The sequence below is a fragment of the Paraclostridium sp. MRS3W1 genome (assembly GCF_032465715.1).
In the GTDB taxonomy this organism is placed as follows: domain Bacteria; phylum Bacillota; class Clostridia; order Peptostreptococcales; family Peptostreptococcaceae; genus Paraclostridium; species Paraclostridium dentum.
This window is the reverse complement of record NZ_JAWDJM010000059.1, coordinates 1-819: the sequence shown is the minus strand read 5'-3', so window position 1 is coordinate 819 and position 819 is coordinate 1. Positions and strand designations below refer to the sequence as shown.

At 25.4% G+C, this 819-nt stretch carries 1 protein-coding gene; it reads left to right on the top strand.

What is annotated here, in order from left to right; all coding sequences use genetic code 11:
* Window positions 1-710, top strand: a 710-nt coding sequence (locus RWY47_RS04590; protein ID WP_316030254.1) for a hypothetical protein, incomplete at its 5' end; no start/stop codon positions are given.
* Window positions 711-819 lie beyond the last annotated feature (109 nt).

Sequence of the window (819 nt, the reverse complement as noted above, 5' to 3'; positions counted from 1 at the left end):
AAATAAATGTATTATATAAAGTATATAAAAGAATATTAAAACAAATTAAAGGATTTTTACATATGGAGAAATTTATAAAAAAACAAAAAACTTTAAGCACCAAAGATAGATTTACTATAACTCCAAACTTTAAAACTCCATTTATATCACCTGAAAATATAATTCATATAGGTGAGGTTGCACAAAAACATAATGGTGTACTTAAAATTGGAACTAACCAAAAAATTTCAATAATGAATATTGAGGAAATAAGTTTACAAAGAGTTATAGACGATTTAAATTTTGATTGTGTTCCTAAAGGCAAAAACTTGCTAACGAATATAACAGTTTGTACTTCTAATTTTTGTAGAATGTGTAAATACCCTACAATAGGCATCTATATGAAAATAGTAAATGAATTTTACGGTATAGAATTACCTTCAAAAACTAAAATAGCAATATCTAGCTGTAAAAACTCATGTGTAAGTGCATATGTTAAAGATATAGGTATTTTAGCTGATTCAAATGGTAAGCTGTTTATAACTGTTGGAGGTTGTGCTGGAACCAATCCTAAATCTGGATATGTATTAGCATCTGACTTAGATGAAAAAAGCACATATAAACTTTTTAAAAGTGTTATTAACTATTATCAGTCAAATGCTAATTCAAAAGAAAAACTTAGAGATTTTATAGATCGGGTAGGTTTTGAAAATTTTAAATCTAATCTGTAATATAAAAATTTACCTAACATAAAAAAGCCTGAAAATACCAATCTATTTTCAGGCTTTTTTATTATTAATATTTTAGTTTTCAGTCTCTTCCCCAGGTAAAAATAATAGT